Raw genomic sequence first — 387 nt, forward strand, 5'->3', positions numbered from 1 at the left:
TTCCTGTGCTCGAAATAAACAACTCATTCTATCTGGCCGTAAAGATGCCAAACATGGGAATTTTGTGTTTCAGTATGCGCCTGAGACAAAGGGATTATGGATGACGACAAGTTCCGAAAAAACACTTATGTTTCCAGCTGTTACGTTCCCGCATGGACAAGAAGTCATTGAGAAAGTAATCACAACCCAATTACAGTGTAAGAATAAGAAAAAGCATGGTAAATCGATTGCATGGTCTCTGGAAGATCATGGGGAGTATTACATTGTGAAATGTTTAGTCGATGTGCCAGAAAACCCTCACACGAATTATAGTACATCAGATGGCGCGATTGGTGTGGATTGCAATCTCGAACATTTTGCTTGGGCGAATGTAACGAAGGACGGGAA

The 387-nt window shown here is 41.6% G+C and carries 1 pseudogene; it reads left to right on the plus strand.

The window, feature by feature from the left end:
- Positions 1 to 387: pseudogene (locus JDS96_RS30770) on the plus strand (IS200/IS605 family accessory protein TnpB-related protein); the annotation flags it as partial.

The sequence above is a fragment of the Bacillus cereus group sp. N21 genome (genome assembly GCF_016483395.1).
GTDB lineage: Bacteria > Bacillota > Bacilli > Bacillales > Bacillaceae_G > Bacillus_A > Bacillus_A pseudomycoides.